Raw genomic sequence first — 13,637 nt, 5'->3', positions numbered from 1 at the left:
GCTGATGAGCATCGTCCGTCGGAACCCACCGCGCGTCGCGCCGGAGCTGGCTGCGCAGTTCGCGCCCTATGGCGTCGCGACCATCCACGAGGCGCAGGGTCGCAAGGGCCTGCTGCAATCCCACATGCGCCCGATCTATCCGCGCGCGCGGGCGGTCGGCACGGCGGTGACGGTCTCCATCCCGCCAGCCGACAACTGGATGATCCATGTCGCGGTGGAGCAGTGCCGCGCCGGCGATATGCTGGTGGTGGCACCGACCTCGCCGTCCGACGCCGGCTATTTCGGCGAGCTGCTGGCCTGCTCGCTGGCCGCGCGCGGCGTGGTCGGCCTGGTGATCGAGGCCGGCGTGCGCGATGTCGCGGCGCTGCACGAGATGGGTTTCCCGGTGTGGTCGCGCGCCGTCTCCGCGCAGGGCACGGTGAAGGAGACGCTCGGCAGCGTGAATGTGCCGATCACCATCGCCGGCCAGCTGGTCGAGCCCGGTGACCTCGTGATCGGCGACGATGACGGCGTGGTCGTGGTGAAGCGCGCGGAAGCCGATTCGGTGCTGAAGGCCTCCGCCGCGCGCGAGGCGAAGGAGAACGCGACGCGCCTGCGGCTCAAGGCCGGCGAGCTCGGCCTCGACATATACGGCATGCGCGAGGCGCTGGCGAAGAAGGGGCTGCGTTACGAGGATGCAGATGGCTGAGCCCGCAACCCTGCGCGCCGCCATCGGCCGCTATCGGCATACAGAGGCGATCCTCTCGGGCGCCATCGCGTCGCCGCTGTTGAAGCTCGACTGCGCTGACCTGCCGGTGCCGAGCCGCGCCTTCGCGCCGATGGTGCGCGAGGCGCGCTACGACGTCAGCGAGATGGCCATCGCCACCTTCCTGATGGCGAAGGCCTGGGGCAAGAAGCTGGTGCTGCTGCCCGTCACCCTCGCCGCGCGCTTCCAGGAAGGCGCGCTGCTCTGCCGCGCCGATGGCTCCGTGCGCGGCCCGGCCGACCTGGCCGGCAAGCGCGTCGGGGTGCGCGCCTACAGCCAGACCACGGGCATGTGGCTGCGCGGCACCCTGGCTGAGCGGCATGGCGTCTCGCCGGACGCCGTGCGCTGGCTCACCTTCGAGGATGCGCATGTCGCCGAGTACAGCGACCCGCCCTGGGCCGAGCGCGCGGCGAGGGGCGCCGACATGCTGGCGATGCTGAAATCGGGCGAGCTGGATGCGGCGATCTTCGGCAACGACACGCCGCAGGATCCCGCCCTGCGCACCGTCTTCCCGGATGTCACCGCGGCGGGCGAGGCATTTCGTGCGGCACATGGCTTCGTGCCGGTGAACCATCTGGTCTGCGTGCAGGCGGAGATCGCACTCGACCGCCCCGAGCTGGTGGTGGAGCTGACGCGCATGCTGCGCGATGCGCTCGCCGGCTCCGCCTTACCGGTCGGGCGTGCCGCGCTGCGTCCGGCCATGGAGCTGGCCAGCCGCTACTGCGCCGAGCAGGGGCTGCTGCCGCGGCCGCTCGGCCTGGACGAGGTCTGGGAAGGCCTGCCGCCCGCCATCGACTGACGTCACTGGAGGAACGACATGACACGCATCACCCGACGCGCCGCGCTGGCTGCGGCGCTCGCGCTTCCCGCCTTCGGCGCGCGTGCACAGCTCTTCACACGACCGATCCGGATCGTCGTGCCGTTCGGCACTGGCGGCGTCGCCGACCTCACGGCGCGTGCCGTGGCGCAGCACATCGCGCCGCTGCAGGGCCAGCCGGTGGTGGTGGAGAACCGGCCGGGCGCCGGCGGCATCGTTGCCCTCCAGCAGCTTGCGTCCTCGCCGGCCGACGGCCACACGCTGATGGTCGCCAGCAACGGCACCGCCATCAGCCGCAGCCTGTTCCGCAACCTGCCACTCGACCCGCTGACGGACCTGGCGCCCATCGTCACCATGGGCGCCTTCCCGATCGCCGTGGTCGTCAAGCCGGACTCGCCGATCCGCGACATCCGTGATCTCGTCGCACGCATGAAGGCGGAGCCCGGCAAGCTCAATGTCGGCAGCATCACCCGCGGCAGCACGCAGAACCTCTCGGCCGAGCTGTTCAAGATCCGCACCGACACACAAGCCGAGACGGTGGTCTTCCCGCAGACGCCGGCGCTGGTCACCGCCCTGCTGCGCGGCGACGTGGACTTCGCCTTCGAGATCACCGGCCCGATCTTCGGCCAGATCCAGGCGGGCGCGCTGCGCGTGCTGGGCGTCACCTCGGCCGAGCGGGCCGCGAACCTGCCGCAGGTACCGACGCTGCAGGAGCAGGGCGTCGCGAATTACGACGTCGCCTCCTGGAACGCACTGGTCGCGCGCGCCGGCGCGCCGGCCGAGGCGATCACGACGCTCAACCGCGCGGTGAACGAGGCGCTGGCCAAGCCGGAGTTGCGCAATGCGCTGACGGCGGTGGGCGTGGAGCCGCGCGGCGGCACGCCGGAAGCCATGGGCGCGCTCCTCGCAGCCGATACGGCGCGCTGGGCGGAAGTAATCGAGAAGGCAGGCATCCAGCGGCAGGGCTGAGACGGTGAACGAAACCCGCAAGATCCCGACCTGCAAGGGGCCGGACCCGGACACGCGCACGCCGCGCTACCGCCCGCCCCCCGGCGCCTGCGATGCACACTGCCATGTCTTCGGACCCGGCGACGTGTTCCCCTACGCGCCGGACCGCGCCTATACGCCGCCCGACGCACCCTTCGAGGCGTTGCAGAAGCTGCACCGGATCCTCGGGCTCGACCGTGCGGTGATCGTGCATGCCTCCTGCCACGGCAGCGACATGACGGTGACGCTGGATGCCATCGCGCGCTCGGGCGGCGCCATCCGCGGCGTCTGCGTGGTGGATCAGGGCGTGACGGAGCAGGACTTCGCGCGGCTGCACGAAGGCGGCATCCGCGGTGTGCGCTTCAACTTCGTGAAGCACCTCGGCGGCATGCCGGACATGGCATTCTTCCAGCGCGTGCTGTCGCAGGTGGAACCGCTGGGGTGGCATGTCGTGCTGCACCTCGATGCGCAGGATATCGTGCCGCTGGCCTCCACCATCGCCGCGATCCGCATCCCCTTCGTCATCGACCACATGGCGCGGGTGAAGGCCAAGGACGGCGTCGAGCAGCCGGCCTTCCAGCAGTTGCTGGAGTTGATGCGCAACCCGCTCGCCTGGGTGAAGATCTGTGGCATGGAGCGCATCTCCTCCACCGGCGCGCCGTTCCGCGACGCACTGCCCTTCGCGCGCAAGCTGGCGGAACTCGCGCCGGAGCGCGTCCTGTGGGGCACTGACTGGCCGCATCCGAACATCGCCGGCGACATGCCGAACGATGGCGACCTGCTGGACCTGCTGGCCGAGGCGCTGCCGGACGAGGCGGCGCGCCGTCGCGTGCTGGTGGACAACCCGACCCGCCTCTACTGGAACGATTGAGCCATGACCCCGCAGCGCATCGCCATCATCGGCTTCGGCGAGGTCGGCAGCATCCTTGCGCGCGACCTGCGCGCAGCGGGACATCGCGACACCGTGGCCTTCGACATCGCCTTCGCCGATGCCGAGAGCAAGGCGTCGCGCAACGCGGCAGCCCAGGGTGTTCGCACCACCGTCTGCGGGGCGGAGGCGGCGGCACGTTCGGACCTGGTGATCTGCGCGGTCACCGCGGGCTCGGCGCTCGATGCCGCGCGGCATGCGCGCAGCGGATTCGGGCACGGGCCCTTCTACCTCGACGTCAACTCCGTCTCACCCGGCACCAAGCGCGAGGCGGCCGCGATCATCGAAGCGGGCGGCGGCCGTTACGTGGAAGCAGCGGTGATGACCAGCGTCCCGCCGCACGGCATCCGCGCGCCGATGCTGCTCGGCGGGCCGCATGCCGAGGCGTTCCTGCCGGTGGCCGAGGCGCTCGGCATGCGCGCGGAGGTCTTCTCCGCCGATGTCGGCGGCGCCTCCTCGGTCAAGATGTGCCGCAGCATCATGATCAAGGGGCTGGAGGCGTTGACCACCGAATGCATGCTGACCGCGCGCCATTACGGCGTGGAGCGCGAGGTGCTGGCCAGCCTCGGCGACACGCTGCCGCACAAGGACTGGCCGGCGCTCGCGCGCTACGTGATGAGTCGCGCACTGATCCATGGCCGCCGCCGCGCGGAGGAAATGCGGGAAGTGGCCCGCACCGTGCAGGAAGCCGGGCTCACGCCGCTGCAGAGCGCCGCCACCGCGGAACGCCAGGACTGGGCGGCCGAGCAGGGCAGGGCCCTGCCGCGCGAACTGATCGAGGGCGGGGAATTGCTGCCGCTGCTCGACGGCATCCTGGCGATGCGCAGGCGCGGCTGAACGCGAGCAGCATTCCCGTTCAGGCCTCCGCAGCGCGGAGTGCGGCGACGGCACGGGCGTGCGCTGCGCCATCCGCCCGCTCCATCGCGTCGAAATCGCCGCGCAGCGCCTTCAGCGCGACACGCTCGCGGTCGATCTCGCGCGTGGTACGCACGCCAAGGCGGCGGATGACCGGAATCGGCGGGCACCAGCCCTGCACCGCGTGCTGCAGCAGGAAGGCGGTGACGACAGCCGGCAGCGCGAGCCAGCGCCGGTCGGAGACCGCGGCCAGCACCGTCCCCGTGAAGGCCAGCGTCGCTGCATTGGCCTCGAGCACGCGCTCGGTGTCCCATTCGGCGTCCAACTCGCGCAGGCGCTGGTCGATCCTGTCCGGGTGCTCCGCGAAGAAGCGGACGTTCCGCTCGATCTGCGCCGCGATGGCCCGGTTCAGATGGTCGGGCGTATGCGCGGCGACGCGGGTTCCGGTGTCTGGCAGGTAGCGCATCGGCTGGCTCCTCCGTTTGGATGATCGGCCGCGAGCCCGGCTTTGAACATGTGGGGTTGCGCGATCAACTCCCGGCGCCCGGGCCGGTTCCACCGGACGCCAGGATCCAGACGGCGGCCAGGCGCTCATCGGCCCGGCGGACGGCCAGATCGCCTCGCTGGCCTGGCCGGCTACCCGTCGGATGCGGACAGGCCGCCGAAGCGGCCCGCCTGGTAGTCGCGCACCGCCTGCACGATCTCCTCGCGCGTGTTCATCACGAAGGGGCCATGCGCCACCACCGGCTCGCCGAGCGGGGCGGCATGGCCGAACAGCGCGACGGTATCGTCTGCGCCGGCGGTCAGCTCCACGGTGTCGCCCTCATCCGTGAGCGTGACGAGGTGGAAGGCATCCGCCTGCCGCCCGGCCACCGCAAGCGAGCCGCGCGCGACGTAGAGGAACACGTTGCGCCCGGCCGGCACCGGCGCCGCGATCCGTCCCCCCGCCGCGAAGCGCAGCACTGTCATCGCCACGCCGGTCAGGGACTGGATCGGCCCCTCCTGACGATCCCAGGTGCCGGAGATCAGCTCCACGCTCACGCGCCCATCATCGGCCGGCAGCGTCGGGATATCCTCGTGCTGCACCCCGACATAGGTGGGCTCGGTCATCTTCAGGCGTCCCGGCAGGTTCACCCAGAGCTGCAGGATCTCGAGCGGTCCGCCGCTGCGCTTGAAGCTCTCCGGCGAGATCTCGGCATGCACGAGTCCGCGCCCAGCCGTCATCCACTGCACGCCGCCGGCGCGGATCACGCTCTCATGCCCGCCGCTGTCGAGATGGGCGAGCTCGCCTTCCAGGATGAAGGTCACCGTCTCGAAGCCGCGATGCGGATGCGGGCCGAAGGGCAGGCCGTTGTTGCCCGGCGGATAGACCTGCGGGCCGTGGTGGTTGAGGAACAGGAAGGGATCCACCTGTTCGAGCCCCGGGCCGGGCAGCGGGCGGCGCGTGGTCAGGTCGCCGATGTCGTCGCGCAGTGCGGGATGCAGGGCCCTGACGGTTCGTGTGCTCACAAGCGCCTCCTGTTCTGCCGGTCGGCGGACCCGGCTCGCCTTCAGGTCAACGCCGCTCAGCGCCGGCGGTGCTCCCAGACCTCGGGGCGCGCGAGATGCGGCGGGCGGCGGCCGGCCAGCACATCCAGCACCTGGTCGGCGCATTGCAGCGCCGTCTCGCGCATCGCCTCCTCCGTCACGCCGGCGATATGCGGCGCGAGCACCGAGTTGGGCGCCGCGAGCAGCGGCTCGTCCGGCCCCGGCGGCTCGATGCGGAACACGTCCTGCGCGGCGCCGGCGATCCGGCCCGCGCGCAGTGCCTCGGCGAGCGCGGCGGTGTCCACCAGCTCGCCACGCGCGGTGTTCACCAGATAGGCCGTGGGCTTCATCCAGGCGAGCGAGGTGGCGTCGATCATGTGGCGGGTGTCCGGCCGCAGCGGGCGGTGCAGCGAGACCACATCCGCGGCTTCCAGCAGGGCTTTCAGCGTGCGGGCGCGCTCGGCACCGGCCTCGGCCAGCGCCTGGTCGGGCGTGCCGGGCGAGAAGACCAGCAGCCTCATGCCGAAGCCGTGCCGCGCGATCGCGCCGGTCATCCGCCCGATCGTGCCAAAGCCGGCCAGGCCGAACACCTTGCCGTGCAGCTCCATCATCCGACCCTCGTAGCGCAGCGTCCAGTCGCAGCCACGCACGGCGGCATCCGCCGGGATGACCTGCCGCGCGAGCGCGAGCGCCAGGGCGATGGCGTGCTCCGCCACGCTGCGGGCATTCGCAGTGGGCGTGAACGCGACCGGGATGCCGAGCGAGGCCGCATGCGCCACGTCGATCCGGTTCATCCCGACGCCGTGGTTCACCACCAGCTTCAGCGATGGCGCGGCATCCATCGCGGCAGAGTCCATGCCGGCGTTGCGGGTGATCACGGCGACGCAGCCCGGCATCTCGCGTGCCACCGTGGCCATGTCGTGGGCGCTGGCGAAGCGTGGCGTCACGCCGCCCTCGCGCAGACGGTCGAGGCCGGCCCGATGGATGGGCTGGACGATGAAGCACTCGGGCATCAATCTCGCGGTCCCATGAGCATGAACGCCGCAGCGTCGCGTCCTTCGGCTGCCGATACGGCGGCCGCAGCCCACAGGCAACCGGGGCGCCGCGCATGAAGCGGATCCGCATCGGCGCGGGGGCAGGGTTCTCGGGCGACCGGATCGAGCCGGCGGTGGAACTCGCCGAGCAGGGCGGGCTCGACTACCTGGTGTTCGAGTGCCTGGCGGAACGCACCATCGCGCTGGCGCAACAGGCACGTCTGAACGACCCCGAGGCCGGCTACGACCCCTGGCTGGAGGAGCGGATGGCGGCGGTGCTGCCGGCCTGCCTGGCGCGCGGCATCCGCATCGTCACCAACATGGGGGCGGCGAATCCGGAAGGCGCGGCGCGGCGCACCGCAACCATCGCGCGGCGGCTCGGCGCGTCGCGGCTGAAGGTGGCGCATGTCACCGGCGACGACGTGGCGGGCGCCCTGCGCGGCAGCGCCCTGCCGCTGCTCGACCGCCCCGGAACGGTGACGCAGATCGAGCACGCAATGATCTCCGCCAACGCCTATTTGGGCGTGGCGCCGATCGTGGCCGCGTTGCAGGCGGGCGCCGATGTGGTGGTGACGGGGCGCGTCGCCGATCCGGCGCTGTTCCTCGCACCGATGGTGCGCGAGTTCGGCTGGTCGCTGGAGGATTGGCACCGCCTCGGGCAGGGCACGCTGGTCGGGCATCTGCTGGAGTGCACCGGGCAGCTCACCGGCGGCTACTTCGCCGATCCCGGCCGCAAGGACGTGGCCGATCTCGCTCGGCTGGGCTTCCCCTTCGCCGAGGTGGCGGAAGATGGCAGCGCCGTGCTCGGCAAGGTCGCCGGATCGGGCGGGGAGCTGAGCCGCCGCAGCTGCACGGAGCAGCTGCTGTACGAGGTGCACGACCCCGCCGCCTATCTGCAGCCGGACGTGACGGCGGATTTCAGCGGCGTGCGGTTCCGCCAGCTCGGCCCCGACCGCGTGGCGGTGGAAGGCGGCACCGGGCGCGCGCGGCCAGAGACGCTGAAGGTGACGATCGGCTATCGCGACGGCTTCATCGGCGAGGGCCAGATCTCCTACGCCGGCGAGGGCGCCGTCAGCCGCGCGCGGCTGGCGCTGGACGTGGTCGCGGAACGGCTTCGGCTGACGGGCATCGGCGTGTCGGAGCTGCGCTGCGACATCATCGGCGTGGACTCCGTGCTGCGCGGCCCCCTCCCCGCCGGCCGCGACGAACCGCTGGACGTGCGTGCCCGCATCGCCGGCCGCACGGCGACGCTGCGCGAGGCGCAGCGCATCGGGCGCGAGGTGGAGGCATTGTGGCTCAACGGGCCGGCGGGCGGCGGCGGCGCAACCTGGGCGGCGCGGGAGGTGATCGCCGCGACATCCGTGCTGCTGCCGCGGGAGCAGGCGCGGCCCCGCTTCGGTTTCGCGGAGGTGTGAGATGAAGCTGCGCGACCTGGCCCATGCGCGCGCAGGCGACAAGGGCGACACGTCGAACATCGCCCTCATCGCGCATGATCCGGCCGAGTTCGGCTGGCTCGCCGAGCAGGTGACGGAAGCGCGCGTGAAGGCGCATTTCGGTGCGATGGTGGGCGGCGAGGTGCTGCGCTACGCGCTGCCGCAGCTCGGCGCGCTGAACTTCGTGCTGCATGGCACGCTCGGCGGCGGCGTGACCCGCTCGCTCTCGCTCGATGCGCATGGCAAGTCGCTGAGTTCCTCGCTGCTGGAGATGGAAATCGCGCCACCGCCCGGCCGCGGCTGAGCCGGCGCATACCCCCCTTCCCTGCGCGCCGCGACATGGCCAGCATGGCGCGCCACAATCGTCGGAGGAGGACCGCCATGCCGATCTACGAGCTCGCCACACTTTCCACCGCCATCGGCGCCGCGCCGCAGGCCGCTTCCGCCATCACGGCGTGGTGCGGGGATTCGGGGGCGAAGGGCAGGCTGCTCGGCCTGTGGGGAACCGATCTCGGCGCGCTCAACCAGGTGCTGGTGCTGCGCAGCTTCGCATCGCCGGAGGAGCTGCATGCGGAGCGGCAGCGCACCCAGGCGAGCACCAGCCCCTTCGGCGGCGGCGCCTGGCTGACCGCCATGGCGCAGGACACCTACACGCCGCTGCCCTGGCTGCCACCGGTGGAGCCGGGCAGCTTCGGCCCGGTCTATGAGGTGCGCACCTATGTGGTGAAGCCGCAGGGCCTGCCGCCGCTGATCGAATCCTGGCGCAACCAGCTGCCCGGGCGGCTTGAGCTTTCGAAGCTGCTGGTCGCGATGCACACGACGGACGGGCCGACGCGCTTCACGCATATCTGGCCGTATCCCAGCACGAACGACCGCGCCGCGACCCGCGCCGGGGCGATCAAGCGCGGCACCTGGCCGCCGAAGGGCGGACCGGACAACCTGACCGGCGACATGCGCAGCTGGATCTGCCTGCCGCTGCCGGGCTCGCCGCTGACCTGACGGCGATCAGCGATAGGCGGCGATGATGGCCTGGGTGCCGACATCGCCGCCGAGCTCGCCTGCGATGCGCTCGAACAGCTTGCGCGACTGCGCAAGGCCCGGCAGGGCAAGGCCCATCGCCTCGGCCTCCGCGACAGCGATGCCGAGATCCTTGAGGAAGTGCTTCACCATGAATCCCGGCGCGAAATCGCCCGCCAGCATCTTCGGGCCGAGCACGGTGAGCTGTGTCGAGCCGGCGGCGCCGGGGGCAAGCGCGGCGACCACGCTCTCGCCATCAAGCCCCGCGCGGCGGGCGTAGGACAGCGCCTCCGCCACGCCCATCACGGCGGAGGCGATGGCGATCTGGTTCGCCATCTTGGTGTGCTGGCCGGCACCCGGCCCGCCCATGTGCCGGATGGACTTGCCCATGCGGGCGAAGACCGGCTCGGCGCGGGCGAAGGCGGCCGCCTCGCCGCCGACCATGATGGACAGCGCGGCGTTGCGGGCGCCCGGCTCGCCGCCGGAGACCGGTGCATCCAGTGCGGCGCAGCCCTTCGTTGCAGCGGCCTGCGCCAGTTGCGCGGCCAGCCGCGGCGACGAGGTGGTCATGTCCACCAGCAGCGTGCCGGGCCTGGCGCCGGCGAGCAGTCCATCGGCGCCAAGCCAGACCTGCTCCACATCCTGCGGGAAGCCGAGGATGGTGATGACCACATCGCTGGCCGCGGCAAGCGCGGCCGGTGTCTCGGCCCATTGCGCGCCGGCGTCGAGCAGCGCCTGCACGCGCGGCCCGCGCGAGCGGTTGGCGATGGTCAGCGGATGACCGGCAGCGCGCAGGTGTCCGGCCATGGGCGCGCCCATGATGCCGATTCCCATGAATCCGATGCGGGGAAGCGTGTCGTTGCTCATGCGTTGTCCTTCGCGGCCTGCAGCGCGGCCCAGATGCGCGCCGGCGTGGCGGGCTGGCTTTCGAGATGCGCCCCGGCCTGCGCCAGCGCGTCGTTCACCGCGTTCATCAACGCGCCGATGCCGCCCATCGTGCCGCCTTCCGCCATGCCCTTGATGCCGGCCGGCGTGCGCGGGTTCGGCGTGTCGTGGTGGGAGAGAGTGAAAGGCGGCAGGTCCTCGGCACGAGCGATCGCGTAGTCCATGAAGGAACCGGCCAGCGCCTGGCCGTCCGCGCCATAGGCTGCGTGTTCCAGCATCGCACCGGAAAGCCCCATGGCCGTCGCGCCATGCGTCTGACCCTCGACGACGAGCGGGTTGATGCGGGTACCGGAATCCTCCGCCACGACGTAACGCAGGATGCGCAGCGCGCCGGTGACGCGCTCGACCTCGACCGCACAGGCATGCGTGCTGTTGGAGTAGGTCATCGCCGGCGGATCGTAGGCGAGCACGGTGTGCAGCCCGGGCTCCATGCCCGGCGGCAGGCGCAGCGGATCGAGATGCGCGGTGCGCGCGATCTGGGCAAGGGTGAGGCCGGTGTCTGCCCAGGCCTCCTCGACGCGCCGCAGCACCTTGCCCTCGCGCAGGTCGAGGCCATCGGCGCTGTTCAGGTCGAGCATCGCCGCGGCAATCGCCAGCGCCTTCGCCTTCAGCCGCAGCCCGGCCATGTAGAGCGAGCCGCCGCCCGCCGCCGCGCCGCGGCTGCCGCGGCTGCCCATGCCATAGGGCGCGATGTCGCTGTTGCCGATCTGGACCTGCACATCCTCAAAGGCGGCGCCGACGCCCGCCGCGGCGGCCTGGGCGAGTGTCGTCTCGTAGCCCTGCCCCGATCCCATCAGCCCGCAGGAGGCGATGACGACGCCTGAGGGCTCGACGCGGATGGTCGCAACCTCGTGGCCCGAACCGGCGATGCCGGCCGACCGGTAGAAGGCCGAGCCGTAGGTGGTGCTCTCCACCACGGTGCAGAGGCCGATGCCGAGCAGCGTGTCGCCGCGTTGCGCCTGCTGCGCGCGCAGCTCGTCGTAGCCAAGCGTCGTGGCGGCGGCCTCCAGCGTGACGCGCGGCGTCAGCGCGTCGTAGCGCTCGCCGGTGGCGGTGATCCAGGGCAGGTCGGCTTCGCTGATCGAGTTGATGCGGCGAAGCTCCAGCGGATCCAGATGCAGCTCGCGCGCGATGGCGTCCATCGTGCCCTCCATGATCCAGGAGGTGACGGCCATCGGCGCACGCATCGGGCCGGCGGGGCATTTGTTGGTCAGCCAGACCGTGACGTCGTAGCCGTATTCCTTCAGCCGGTACGGTCCTGGCAGGATCAGCGCGATCACGCGTGCCATGTAGTTGGCGGGGAAGAAGGACCAGGCGCCGAAATCGGCCTCGATGGCGCAGGTAAGACCGAGCAGCCTTCCATCGCCGGCGACGGCAGCGCGGGTGGTGATGGTCTCCTCGCGCGCCATCAGCGCGGCGGTCAGGTTCTCGCTGCGTGTCTCGCGCCAGCGGATGGGGCGGTTCAGAAGACGCGCGGCGGCAGCCAGACAGAAATCCTCGCGCAACGGGATGATCTTCTGCCCGAAGCCGCCGCCCATCTCGGGGCTCTCGACGGTGACCTGGAACTCCTTCAGGCCAAGTCGCGCCGCCAGCGCGCTGCGATAAGGATGCGGCGCCTGGGTGCCGGTGCGCATGGTCAAATGCTCGCGTCCGGCATCCCAAATCGCGAGCACGCCGCGGGGCTCCATCGGTGCATGGGTCTGACGGTGCTGGCCGAAGCGCGTTTCCACCACGCGGTCGGCGCGCGCGAAAGCGGCGTCGAGGCCGGATGTGGCGAAGGCTTGGTGGGAGACGCGGTTGCCCGGCACGGCGGGATCCACCAGCGCCGCGGCGCCCGCCGCATCGGCGATGGAGGCGATGGCGGGAAGCGGATGCCAATCCACCTGCACGAGTTCCGCCGCGTCCTCCGCCGCAACGCGGCTTTCGGCCAGCACCATCGCGACGGGATCGCCGACGAAGCGCGCCGCTTCGACGGGCAGAACCGGCATTTCCATCGGCAGGAGGCCCTCGATGGGCGGAGCCATGCGCAGCGGCGCGATCAGGGGGACCAGGTCGCGGCCGGTCAGCACCGCAGCGACGCCGGGGATGGCGCGTGCCGCGTCGCTCTCGATGGCGCCGATGCGCGCATGCGGATGCGGGCTGCGCACGAAGACAGCATGCAGGCAGCCGGGCGGCGCGGCGATGTCGTCGAGGAAGCGGCCCTGGCCCATCAGCAGCCGCCGGTCCTCGCGCCGCCGCTGTGCCCGGCCGAGCGGGCCGCCCGGTTCGGGGGGCGGCGGCGTGGTCACAGCCGCGACTCCGTCGCGCGGTCGAACAGGTGAAGCCGCGCGGGATCGAGGCCGAGCGCCAGCACCTCTCCTTCCCGCGCGCGCCAATCCTTCGGCACGCGGAGCGTCAGCGGCACGTCGCCGGGCGCGATCACCTCCAGCAGCGTCTCCGAGCCCAGCGGCGAGACGAGGTCCACGCGCGCTTCCAGCGTGACGAGCCCGGGACCCGGCGGCGCCACATCCTCCGGCCGCAGACCGAGCATCACCGCACGACCAGGTGCGGCGGCACCTTCGGGGAGCCTCAGGCGCAGCGCTCCGCGGACGAAGCTGCCGTCGGGCGCGATCTCGCCCTCCACCAGGTTGATCTGCGGGCTTCCAAGGAAGCTGGCGACGAAGGTATTGGCAGGGCGGGCATAGATGCCCTCCGGCGTGTCGAGCTGCTGGACCAGGCCACCACGCATCACCGCGATGCGGTCGGCCAGCGTCATCGCCTCCGCCTGATCGTGCGTGACATAGACGAAGGTGGCGCGGAGGCGGTGGTGCAGGTGCTTGATCAGGCTGCGCATCGAAACCCGCAGCGTCGCGTCGAGGTTCGACAGCGGCTCATCCATCAGGAAGACGCTCGGCTTGCGCACGATCGCGCGGCCGAGCGCAACGCGCTGGCGCTGCCCGCCGGAGAGCTGCGAGGGACGGCGGTCCAACAGATGCGAAATCTCCAGCTGCTCCGCGACATCCTGCACCGCACGCGCGATCTCGGCGCGCGGGGTGCGACGCAGCGCGAGCGGGAAGGCGATGTTCTCCCGCACGCTCTTGTTCGGATAGAGCGCATAGGACTGGAACACCATCGCGACCTCCCGCTGGTGCGGGGGCTGCCAGGTGACGTCCTTGGCGTCGAAGCGCAGCGTGCCGTCGCTGATCTCCTCAAGGCCCGCGATCATGTTGAGCGTGGTGGTCTTGCCGCAACCGGAAGGTCCGAGCAGGACCATGAACTCGCCGTGCTGGATGGTGAGGTCCAGCCGGTCCACGGCGACGACGCTGCCGTATCGCTTCGTCAGTTGCTCGCAGGTGATCGTCGCCAAGGG

Annotated in this window: 14 protein-coding genes; 8 read left to right on the top strand and 6 right to left on the bottom strand. The window is 71.4% G+C overall.

The features are described from left to right. Window positions 1–4 precede the first annotated feature (4 nt). The 5 genes from ACESM1_RS08170 to ACESM1_RS08150 are packed head-to-tail and all read left to right on the top strand — an operon-like array spanning window position 5 to window position 4,314. Window positions 5–688 (top strand): 4-carboxy-4-hydroxy-2-oxoadipate aldolase/oxaloacetate decarboxylase, encoded by a 684-nt coding sequence (locus tag ACESM1_RS08170; RefSeq protein WP_372619213.1) that lies wholly within the window; start codon window positions 5–7, stop codon window positions 686–688. Next, entirely contained in the window at window positions 681–1,544 is an 864-nt protein-coding gene (locus tag ACESM1_RS08165) for an ABC transporter substrate-binding protein (RefSeq protein ID WP_372619212.1), read from the top strand. The genes ACESM1_RS08170 and ACESM1_RS08165 overlap by 8 nt, the downstream gene beginning before the upstream one ends. An 18-nt stretch (window positions 1,545–1,562) precedes the next feature. Beyond that, window positions 1,563–2,531 (top strand): Bug family tripartite tricarboxylate transporter substrate binding protein, encoded by a 969-nt coding sequence (locus ACESM1_RS08160; RefSeq protein ID WP_372619211.1) that lies wholly within the window; start codon window positions 1,563–1,565, stop codon window positions 2,529–2,531. A 4-nt stretch (window positions 2,532–2,535) separates the two neighbouring features. Beyond that, complete coding sequence (locus ACESM1_RS08155) at window positions 2,536–3,420, top strand: amidohydrolase family protein (RefSeq protein WP_372619210.1); 885 nt, start codon at window positions 2,536–2,538, stop codon at window positions 3,418–3,420. 3 nt (window positions 3,421–3,423) lie between these two features. Next, the gene (locus ACESM1_RS08150) at window positions 3,424–4,314 is read left to right on the top strand and encodes an NAD(P)-dependent oxidoreductase (RefSeq protein WP_372619209.1); all 891 of its coding nucleotides are present in this window, start codon (window positions 3,424–3,426) and stop codon (window positions 4,312–4,314) included. A 19-nt stretch (window positions 4,315–4,333) separates the two neighbouring features. On the opposite strand, the gene ACESM1_RS08145 is transcribed toward ACESM1_RS08150, so the two are convergent. From ACESM1_RS08145 to ACESM1_RS08135, 3 genes are all read right to left on the bottom strand, one after another. Beyond that, on the bottom strand, window positions 4,334–4,798 hold the full coding sequence (locus ACESM1_RS08145; RefSeq protein WP_372619208.1) for a hypothetical protein: 465 nt from the start codon (window positions 4,796–4,798) through the stop codon (window positions 4,334–4,336). Window positions 4,799–4,968: 170 nt separating this feature from the next. Further along, a complete protein-coding gene (locus ACESM1_RS08140; RefSeq protein WP_372619207.1) occupies window positions 4,969–5,841 on the bottom strand; it encodes a pirin family protein in 873 nt (290 codons plus the stop codon). A 56-nt stretch (window positions 5,842–5,897) separates the two neighbouring features. Next, on the bottom strand, window positions 5,898–6,872 hold the full coding sequence (locus tag ACESM1_RS08135; RefSeq protein WP_372619206.1) for a hydroxyacid dehydrogenase: 975 nt from the start codon (window positions 6,870–6,872) through the stop codon (window positions 5,898–5,900). Window positions 6,873–6,967: 95 nt separating this feature from the next. Here ACESM1_RS08135 and ACESM1_RS08130 point away from each other — a divergent pair, with 95 nt between their 5' ends. From ACESM1_RS08130 to ACESM1_RS08120, 3 genes are all read left to right on the top strand, one after another. Then, on the top strand, window positions 6,968–8,308 hold the full coding sequence (locus ACESM1_RS08130) for an acyclic terpene utilization AtuA family protein (protein WP_372619205.1): 1,341 nt from the start codon (window positions 6,968–6,970) through the stop codon (window positions 8,306–8,308). 1 nt (window position 8,309) lies between these two features. Then, on the top strand, window positions 8,310–8,630 hold the full coding sequence (locus ACESM1_RS08125) for a hypothetical protein (protein WP_372619204.1): 321 nt from the start codon (window positions 8,310–8,312) through the stop codon (window positions 8,628–8,630). A gap of 77 nt (window positions 8,631–8,707) precedes the next feature. Then, window positions 8,708–9,325 carry an NIPSNAP family protein gene (locus tag ACESM1_RS08120; RefSeq protein WP_372619203.1) on the top strand — a complete coding sequence of 206 codons (618 nt, stop codon included), beginning with the start codon at window positions 8,708–8,710 and terminating at the stop codon, window positions 9,323–9,325. A gap of 6 nt (window positions 9,326–9,331) precedes the next feature. On the opposite strand, the gene ACESM1_RS08115 is transcribed toward ACESM1_RS08120, so the two are convergent. Genes ACESM1_RS08115 through ACESM1_RS08105 form a run of 3 tightly spaced genes read right to left on the bottom strand, consistent with a single transcriptional unit; the run spans window position 9,332 to window position 13,634 of the window. Next, window positions 9,332–10,210: an NAD(P)-dependent oxidoreductase gene (locus ACESM1_RS08115; RefSeq protein ID WP_372619202.1), complete on the bottom strand. Its 879-nt coding sequence runs from the start codon at window positions 10,208–10,210 to the stop codon at window positions 9,332–9,334. After that, window positions 10,207–12,576 carry a xanthine dehydrogenase family protein molybdopterin-binding subunit gene (locus ACESM1_RS08110; protein WP_372619201.1) on the bottom strand — a complete coding sequence of 790 codons (2,370 nt, stop codon included), beginning with the start codon at window positions 12,574–12,576 and terminating at the stop codon, window positions 10,207–10,209. Before ACESM1_RS08110 ends, ACESM1_RS08115 begins: the two co-directional genes overlap by 4 nt. Further along, complete coding sequence (locus ACESM1_RS08105) at window positions 12,573–13,634, bottom strand: ABC transporter ATP-binding protein (protein ID WP_372619200.1); 1,062 nt, start codon at window positions 13,632–13,634, stop codon at window positions 12,573–12,575. Before ACESM1_RS08105 ends, ACESM1_RS08110 begins: the two co-directional genes overlap by 4 nt. Between the last annotated feature and the right edge of the window lie 3 nt (window positions 13,635–13,637).

Origin of the sequence: Falsiroseomonas sp., assembly GCF_041690465.1 — a bacterium.
Taxonomy (GTDB): domain Bacteria; phylum Pseudomonadota; class Alphaproteobacteria; order Acetobacterales; family Acetobacteraceae; genus Falsiroseomonas.
The sequence above is the reverse complement of the archived record's forward strand: the minus strand, read 5'-3'. Positions and strand labels throughout refer to the sequence as shown.

Excerpts from the sequence above, each read along its gene's own strand:
- ACESM1_RS08170 (WP_372619213.1), top strand. The coding sequence starts at position 5 with ATGAGCATCGTCCGTCGGAACCCACCGCGCGTCGCGCCGGAGCTGGCT.
- ACESM1_RS08165 (WP_372619212.1), top strand. The coding sequence starts at position 681 with ATGGCTGAGCCCGCAACCCTGCGCGCCGCCATCGGCCGCTATCGGCAT.
- ACESM1_RS08160 (WP_372619211.1), top strand. The coding sequence starts at position 1,563 with ATGACACGCATCACCCGACGCGCCGCGCTGGCTGCGGCGCTCGCGCTT.
- ACESM1_RS08150 (WP_372619209.1), top strand. The coding sequence starts at position 3,424 with ATGACCCCGCAGCGCATCGCCATCATCGGCTTCGGCGAGGTCGGCAGC.
- ACESM1_RS08145 (WP_372619208.1), bottom strand. The coding sequence starts at position 4,798 with ATGCGCTACCTGCCAGACACCGGAACCCGCGTCGCCGCGCATACGCCC.
- ACESM1_RS08135 (WP_372619206.1), bottom strand. The coding sequence starts at position 6,872 with ATGCCCGAGTGCTTCATCGTCCAGCCCATCCATCGGGCCGGCCTCGAC.
- ACESM1_RS08130 (WP_372619205.1), top strand. The coding sequence starts at position 6,968 with ATGAAGCGGATCCGCATCGGCGCGGGGGCAGGGTTCTCGGGCGACCGG.
- ACESM1_RS08125 (WP_372619204.1), top strand. The coding sequence starts at position 8,310 with ATGAAGCTGCGCGACCTGGCCCATGCGCGCGCAGGCGACAAGGGCGAC.
- ACESM1_RS08120 (WP_372619203.1), top strand. The coding sequence starts at position 8,708 with ATGCCGATCTACGAGCTCGCCACACTTTCCACCGCCATCGGCGCCGCG.
- ACESM1_RS08115 (WP_372619202.1), bottom strand. The coding sequence starts at position 10,210 with ATGAGCAACGACACGCTTCCCCGCATCGGATTCATGGGAATCGGCATC.